The 7,601-nt window shown below is 60.3% G+C and carries 4 protein-coding genes; all 4 read left to right on the top strand.

Annotated features, from left to right (window positions below):
- Positions 1-2 precede the first annotated feature (2 nt).
- The 4 genes from ACM6IO_RS11870 (at position 3) to ACM6IO_RS11885 (ending at position 7,522) form a co-directional block, all read left to right on the top strand.
- A complete protein-coding gene (locus ACM6IO_RS11870) occupies positions 3-2,732 on the top strand; it encodes an RHS repeat domain-containing protein (RefSeq protein ID WP_414911502.1) in 2,730 nt (909 codons plus the stop codon).
- A 94-nt stretch (positions 2,733-2,826) separates the two neighbouring features.
- Positions 2,827-4,593: a sensor histidine kinase gene (locus ACM6IO_RS11875; protein ID WP_192228611.1), complete on the top strand. Its 1,767-nt coding sequence runs from the start codon at positions 2,827-2,829 to the stop codon at positions 4,591-4,593.
- The gene (locus ACM6IO_RS11880; RefSeq protein ID WP_414911501.1) at positions 4,587-5,912 is read left to right on the top strand and encodes a sigma-54-dependent transcriptional regulator; all 1,326 of its coding nucleotides are present in this window, start codon (positions 4,587-4,589) and stop codon (positions 5,910-5,912) included. Before ACM6IO_RS11875 ends, ACM6IO_RS11880 begins: the two co-directional genes overlap by 7 nt.
- A gap of 287 nt (positions 5,913-6,199) precedes the next feature.
- Complete coding sequence (locus ACM6IO_RS11885) at positions 6,200-7,522, top strand: MFS transporter (RefSeq protein WP_192228609.1); 1,323 nt, start codon at positions 6,200-6,202, stop codon at positions 7,520-7,522.
- Positions 7,523-7,601: the final 79 nt, after the last annotated feature.

The raw sequence follows: 7,601 nt of genomic DNA on the forward strand, positions 1-7,601 counted from the left end.
ACATGAGCATCCATTCGCATACGCCACAACTGGCGGTCATCGATAACCGTGGCCTGCCAGTCCGTCAGGTCGAGTACTGGCGGCGAGACGCGGCTGAGCTCAGGCCCGAAGCGCTGGTGACGGCTCAGGAGCATGACGGCGCCGGTCGCCTGGTGGCGCAACGGGATCCGCGCTTCCTCGCGCCCGCGTCCCGCCCGAACATGGCCACGATTTACAGCCTGTCTGGCGCGGCGTTGTGCACTGAAAGTCGCGACGCCGGATGGCGCCTGGGCTTACCGGACAAGGCCGGGAACATGCGCGAGCATTGGGATGGTCGAGGCAGTCATTGGCAGAATGAGTACGACGCACAGCGACGTCTGACGGCAGTCCATGAACAATCCCGGGGCTCGACCTTACGCACCGTTGAACGCCTGACCTACGCCGACAACGCTGGTGAGTTCGCGGAGCGCAATCAGTGCGGACAGGTGATTCGTCACGATGATAGGGCCGGTTGCGTCTGGCTCAATCAACAGGCGCTGAGCGGTGGTTTGATCCGCCAGACCCGGCGCTTTTTACCTGAAAATTCTGATGTGCAGGCCGATTGGTCCGCTGACGAAGCGGAACGCGACGCCCTGCTGCAACCCGGCGCGGGTTACATCACCGCGAGCCGTTTCGGGCCGTCGGGGCAAGTGTTTGAACAGACCGATGCCGGTGGTCATCGACAACACTTCAGCGTTGATCGCGCCGGGCAATTGCAACGCATTGACCTGACCCTCGACTCTCAAGGCCCGCAACCGCTGTTGAAAGCGGCGAGCTACAACGCCGAAGGCCAACTGCTGACTCAGGTGACCGGCAACGACGTCACCAGCAGTGCGACCTACGAGGCGGCGAGCGGCCGGTTGAAGCGCTTGACCGCCACCACGCCGGAAGGTGCTCGTTTGCAGGACCTGCGTTATGAGTACGACCCGGTCGGCAGTATTCTGCGGATAGTGGACCACACCCAACCCGTCACGTTTTTCGCCAACCAGCGTGTAGCGGCAGAAAACACTTACACCTACGACAGTCTTTACCAACTGATCAGCGCCACGGGTCGTGAGACTGCCAATGCTGGCCAGAACCCCGGCTTGCCGGAGCTGATCACGCCCTGCCCCATCGACCCCGCGCGGCTGCTCAACTTCACCGAATTCTATGAGTACGACGCCAGCGGCAACCGTACCGAACTGCGTCATGTCAGTGATGGAAATCCGTTCAGGCAACAGCTGCGCGTCGATCCGCAGAGCAACCGCGCCCTGCCCTGGAACGACGGTGAAGACGAGCCGGACTTCCCACGCAATTTCGACGCAAACGGCAACCAGCAATATCTGGCCCCCGGTGCACAGCCGATGACCTGGGACGCGTTGAATCAGTTGCAAAGCGTGACCACCGTCGGCCGCCCGACCGAGGCCGATGACGCTGAAGGGTTTCGCTACAACGCGGCCGGTGAACGGGTGGCCAAGTTCAGTACCCAGCAGGCCCATGCTGTGGCTCATCGGCGTGTCGTTCATTACCTTCCGGGACTGGAAGTGCGCACTACCGATGACGACGAAGAACTTCACGTCATCTGCGTTCCACTGGCCCGTGGCAGCGTGCGGTGCCTGTATTGGGTCAAGGGCAAACCCGGCGATATCGAGGCTGATCAGTTGCGCTACTGCGTCGACGATCATCTGGGGTCTTGCAGCCTGGAACTGGATAAACACGCGGGCGTCATCAGCCACGAGGGTTATTACCCCTATGGCGGGACGGCGTGGTGGGCGGCGCGGTCGAAGGTCGATGCGGATTACAAGACCGTTCGGTATTCGGGTAAGGAACGGGATGCGTGTGGTCTTTATTACTATGGGTTTCGGTATTTTGCGCCGTGGTTGGGGCGGTGGGTGAATCCGGATCCGGCGGGTTCGGTTGACGGTTTGAACTTGTATTGCTTCTGTGGAAACAACCCTGTTTGCAGGACAGATTCTGATGGGCGTTTTTGGGGGCCATACGAAGAAGCTATAGATGCGTTTTTGGAAATCGAACCAGTAATCAGAGCGGAGTATGGCCTGCCACCGATTGTGCTGCCTGCTTCAGAGCTGGAGGACGATGAGTCAATGGATTACCAGGACTCACCCGAATCATTTGCAAGCCATGACTCACCGGGCGATTCCAGTCCGGGTTCTGCTGACAGCCCCGTCCCGCCTCCCTCACCAACAAATGATCAAAATACCGTCCTCGACATTTTGAATGCGAACCCCGATAAACCCGTTCACTACTGGAACGATGCAAACCTGCTGGAAAGAACCAGCTTTGGCGGCAAAGTGTACCTGGCAGATCGGCGCCCTCCTGAAGAGGTATTAAGGGATGGGTTCAACGCTACAACTGAGTTCATTTCCATCAGAAAAATGCTCAGTAACGAAGCGTTAACTGTTTCGGAAACGCTCGAAGGGGTGCTGTTTTATGCAGCACAATCGCAAGATAATCATTACTTTTATGAGATCGATGCTGATGAAGTAGGTGGCGTCTCCTTGCTTGAAAATCTGGTACTCAATACACCAAGATTGCGTCAACACCTTAATAATCCCGACCCCACCTACACCCTGGACGACCAAACCGGACTTTCAAACAGAATGCGTGAAGCACATTTGAATTTTGATGATCTAAACGATGGTAAACCCAGGATTAAGTCATTGGGTCGACTGCCAGAAGAAATGAAACGTGCGCGTGTGACTGTCAACCACTGACCGATAAGGAGGACAACCGTCATGAGATGAGAGCTGGCGCAAGATACCCCGCATGCTATCTTGCGCCTCCTATCGTCAGTCCGACTCACGTTCCATGATTTCGATTTCCCGCACCCTGCGCCTGACGCTCTACACCTTTATCATCCTCGCTGGCGCGGTTTTCGCAGCCACGCTAGCCATGCGCCACGCCGAGCGCCAGGCCCTGGTGGAAGACGCCGCCCGCGCCAATCTGCAACTGGGCCTGTACGCCACGTCCCTGCACACTCTGATCGAACGCTACCGCGCCCTGCCCGCCGTGCTGGCGCTGGACCCGGAGCTGCGTTCGGCGCTCAACGGGCCGGTGACACCGGAACAGCAAGACGCGCTGAACCGCAAACTGGAAAAGATCAACGGCGCTGCCGAGTCCTCGACCCTGGAATTGCTCGATCACACTGGCCTCGCCGTGGCGGCGAGCAACTGGCGTTTGCCCAGCAGTTACGTCGGTCACAACTACGGTTTTCGCCCCTACTTCAGCCAGACCCGCACCCAGGGCACCGGACGTTTTTATGCAGTGGGCGTGACCAGCGGGATTCCCGGTTACTTCCTGTCCAGCGCCGTGACCGATGACGGCGGGAAGTTTCTCGGCGCCATGGTGGTGAAGCTCGAATTTCCCGAACTGGAGCGCGAATGGCGTCAGGGCAGCGACACGCTGCTGGTCAGCGATGCACGCGGGATCATCTTCATCGCCAATCAGCCGGGCTGGCGCTATCGGCAGTTAAAGCCGCTGAGTGAAAGCGACCACGCCGAACTCAAGGCCACCCGCCAATACGATAAGCAGCCACTGACGCTGCTCGGCTATCAAACATTGCGGCGCTTTGACGACAACAGCGAACTGGCCCGGGTCGAAGGCCCGGACGGCAAAGCGGATTACCTGTGGGAATCCCTGCCGTTGACCGCCGAGGGCTGGACGCTGCACTTGCTGCGTCGTCCGCAAGTGGCGTTCGAAGACAGTCGCAATGCCGCCCTCGCCGCTGCCGGGTTGTGGCTGACGCTGGTGTTTCTATTGCTGTTCCTCAACCAGCGCTGGCGCCTGGCGAAGATGCGCCAGCGCAGTCGCGAAGAGCTCGAACAGTTAGTGGAAGAACGCACCCGCGACCTGCGCACGGCGCAGGACGGTCTGGTGCAATCGGCCAAACTTGCCGCCCTCGGGCAGATGTCGGCAGCGCTGGCCCATGAAATCAATCAACCGTTGACCGCCCAGCGCATGCAATTGGCGACGCTGCGGTTGCTGCTCGATCACGGCCGTGTCGACGACGCCTACAAGGCACTGAAACCGGTGGATGAGATGCTGACGCGCATGGCCGCCCTCACCGGCCACCTGAAAACCTTCGCCCGCAAAAGCCCCAGCGGCTTGCGCGAACGCCTGGACCTGGCTTCAGTGGTGGACCAATCGCTGCAACTGCTCGACACGCGCCTGCGCGATGAACAGGTCAGCACCGTGCTGCACCTGACACGCCCGGCGTGGGTGCGCGGCGATGCGATTCGTCTGGAACAAGTGCTGATCAATCTGCTGCGCAACGCCCTGGATGCGATGCAGGACAAACCCTGCAAACGCCTGGAAATCCGCCTCGAAGCCGACGAACAACTCTGGCGCCTGAGCGTCATCGACAACGGTGGCGGCATCGCCGAAGAAAACCTGCCGAAGGTCTTCGATCCGTTTTTCACCACCAAACCGGTGGGCGATGGCCTGGGCATCGGTCTGGCCGTATCCTTTGCCATCGTTCACGAATCGGGCGGACGCCTGAGCGCCGCTAATCACGACAACGGCGCGGTGTTCGCCCTCACCCTGCCCATCGATCCGGAGGCGCCTGGCGCATGCTGAATTCTGTGATGGTGGTCGACGACGAAAGCAGCATCCGCAGTGCCGTCGAGCAATGGCTGAGCCTGTCGGGTTTCGAGGTGCAGCTGTTCAGCCGCGCCGATGAATGCCTGGCGCAACTGCCGAAGCATTTCCCCGGGGTGATCCTCAGCGACGTGCGCATGCCCGGCATGACCGGGCTGGAACTGCTCGCCGAAGTGCAGCGCCGCGATGCCGATTTGCCGGTGATTCTGCTGACCGGCCACGGCGATGTGCCAATGGCGGTCGATGCGATGCGCGATGGCGCCTACGATTTTCTCGAAAAACCCTTCAGCCCGGAAACCCTGCTCGGCAGCCTGCGCCGTGCGCTGGACAAGCGCCGACTGGTGCTGGAAAACCGCGCGTTGCACGAGCAGGCGGATAACCGCGCCAAACTCGACGCGACCTTGCTCGGCGTGTCCCGTGGCTTGCAGACATTGCGTCGGCAAGTGCTGGATCTGGCGGCGTTGCCGGTCAACGTGTTGATTCGCGGTGAAACCGGCAGCGGCAAGGAGCTGGTCGCCCGCTGCCTGCACGACTTCGGCCCGCGTGTCGACAAGCCGTTTGTCGCGCTGAACTGTGCGGCGATTCCCGAGCAATTGTTCGAAGCCGAGCTGTTCGGGCACGAGAGCGGCGCGTTCACCGGCGCTCAGGGCAAACGCATCGGCAAGCTCGAATACGCCGATGGCGGCACGCTGTTTCTCGATGAAATCGAAAGCATGCCGTTGGCCCAGCAGGTGAAATTGCTGCGGGTGCTGCAGGAGCAGAAGCTGGAGCGCCTGGGTTCCAATCAGAGCATTCGCGTGGATTTGCGCATCATCGCTGCGACCAAACCCGATTTGCTGGACGAGGCGCGGGCCGGGCGTTTTCGCGAGGATCTGGCCTATCGGCTGAACGTCGCCGAGTTGCGCTTGCCGCCGTTGCGTGATCGACGCGAAGACATTCCGTTGTTGTTCGAGTCGTTTGCGCACAAGGCTGCCGAGCGGCTGGGTCGCACGTTTGCGCCGCTGAGCGGCCCGCAGTTGAGCCATCTGTTGAGCCACGACTGGCCGGGTAATGTGCGCGAACTGGCGAACGTGGCCGAACGGCAAGTGCTGGGGCTGGAAGAGCCCACGCCTGCGGGTATCGATCCGGGGCAGTCGCTGGCAGCGCAGCAGGAAGCGTTCGAAGCGCATTGCCTGCGCGCGGCGTTGACGCGGCACAAGGGCGATGTGAAAGCGGTGCTTGAAGAGCTGCAACTGCCGCGCCGCACGTTCAATGAAAAGATGCAGCGGCATGGCCTGACCCGGGAGATGTTCCTCTAACGGCCGACGCAAACCCTGTAGGAGCGAGGCTTGCCCGCGAAGAACGATAACGCGGTATTCCAGTTACACCGCGTTGGATTCTTCGCGGGCAAGCCTCGCTCCTACAGGATCGCGAACATGCGCGGATTTTCGCTCGTTGCTCCGCCAACCATAAGCGGATTTCCGCTCACTCAAACCTCACCCCCCCTCTAAACCGGCCCTCCCCCCGTTGGCACACCTCCTGCTATAGCCCTCGCAGGCTGCGTTTAAACGCGCTCCACAAAAACAATTAAACGAAGGATCCTTCAATGGATAACTCCAACGCCCTGCCCCTTGGGTCGGCTGCCGTGCCGGTCAAAGAAAGAACCACCGCCAGTCGTATCAAATCGATCTTCAGCGGTTCGGTCGGCAACATGGTCGAGTGGTACGACTGGTACGTCTATGCCGCCTTCTCCCTGTACTTCGCCAAAGCGTTTTTCCCCAAAGGCGACACCACCGCCCAACTGCTGAATACCGCCGCGATCTTCGCCGTGGGCTTCCTGATGCGCCCGATCGGTGGCTGGCTGATGGGCCTCTACGCCGACAAGGCCGGTCGCAAGAAAGCGCTGATGGCCTCGGTGTACCTGATGTGCTTCGGCTCGCTGGTGATCGCCCTGAGCCCGGGTTATGAAACCATTGGCATCGGCGCGCCGATCCTGCTGATTTTCGCCCGTCTGCTGCAAGGCCTGTCGGTCGGTGGCGAGTACGGCACGTCGGCGACGTACCTCAGTGAGATGGCGACCAAGGACCGTCGCGGTTTCTTCTCCAGCTTCCAGTACGTGACCCTGATCTCCGGCCAGCTCATCGCTTTGGGCGTGCTGATCGTGCTGCAAAACATCCTGACCACCGAAGAGCTGTACGCGTGGGGCTGGCGTATTCCGTTCGCCATCGGCGCGCTGTGTGCCGTGGTCGCGCTGTACCTGCGTCGTGGCATGGAAGAGACCGAGTCATTCACCAAGGTCAAGAAAGAGAAAAAAGAAAGCGCCATGCGCACGCTGATGCGCCATCCCAAGGAACTGATGACCGTGGTCGGCCTGACCATGGGCGGCACCCTGGCGTTCTACACCTACACCACGTACATGCAGAAATACCTGGTGAACACCGTCGGCATGAGCATCTCCGACTCCACCACCATTTCCGCTGCCACGCTGTTCCTGTTCATGTGCCTGCAACCGATCATCGGCGGGCTCTCGGACAAGGTCGGTCGTCGGCCGATCCTGATTGCCTTCGGCATCCTCGGCACGCTGTTCACCGTACCGATCCTGACCACCCTGCACACCATCCAGTCTTGGTGGGGCGCGTTCTTCCTGATCATGGCGGCGCTGATCATCGTCAGCGGCTACACCTCGATCAACGCCGTGGTGAAAGCCGAGCTGTTCCCGACCGAGATCCGCGCCCTGGGCGTTGGCCTGCCGTATGCCCTGACCGTATCGATCTTCGGCGGCACCGCTGAATACATCGCGCTGTGGTTCAAGAGCATTGGCATGGAAACCGGTTACTACTGGTATGTCACCGCGTGTATTGCCGTGTCGTTGCTGGTGTACATCACCATGAAAGACACCCGCAAACATTCGCGGATCGAGACGGACTAAGCTCGTCAGCGAAACAAAAAAATGGGGCAGACCTTAGCGGGTCTGCCCCTTTTTCGTTGAATAAACACAATCCCCCTGT

It is taken from the genome of Pseudomonas sp. IT-P44 (assembly GCF_949768225.1).
Classification (GTDB): domain Bacteria; phylum Pseudomonadota; class Gammaproteobacteria; order Pseudomonadales; family Pseudomonadaceae; genus Aquipseudomonas; species Aquipseudomonas migulae.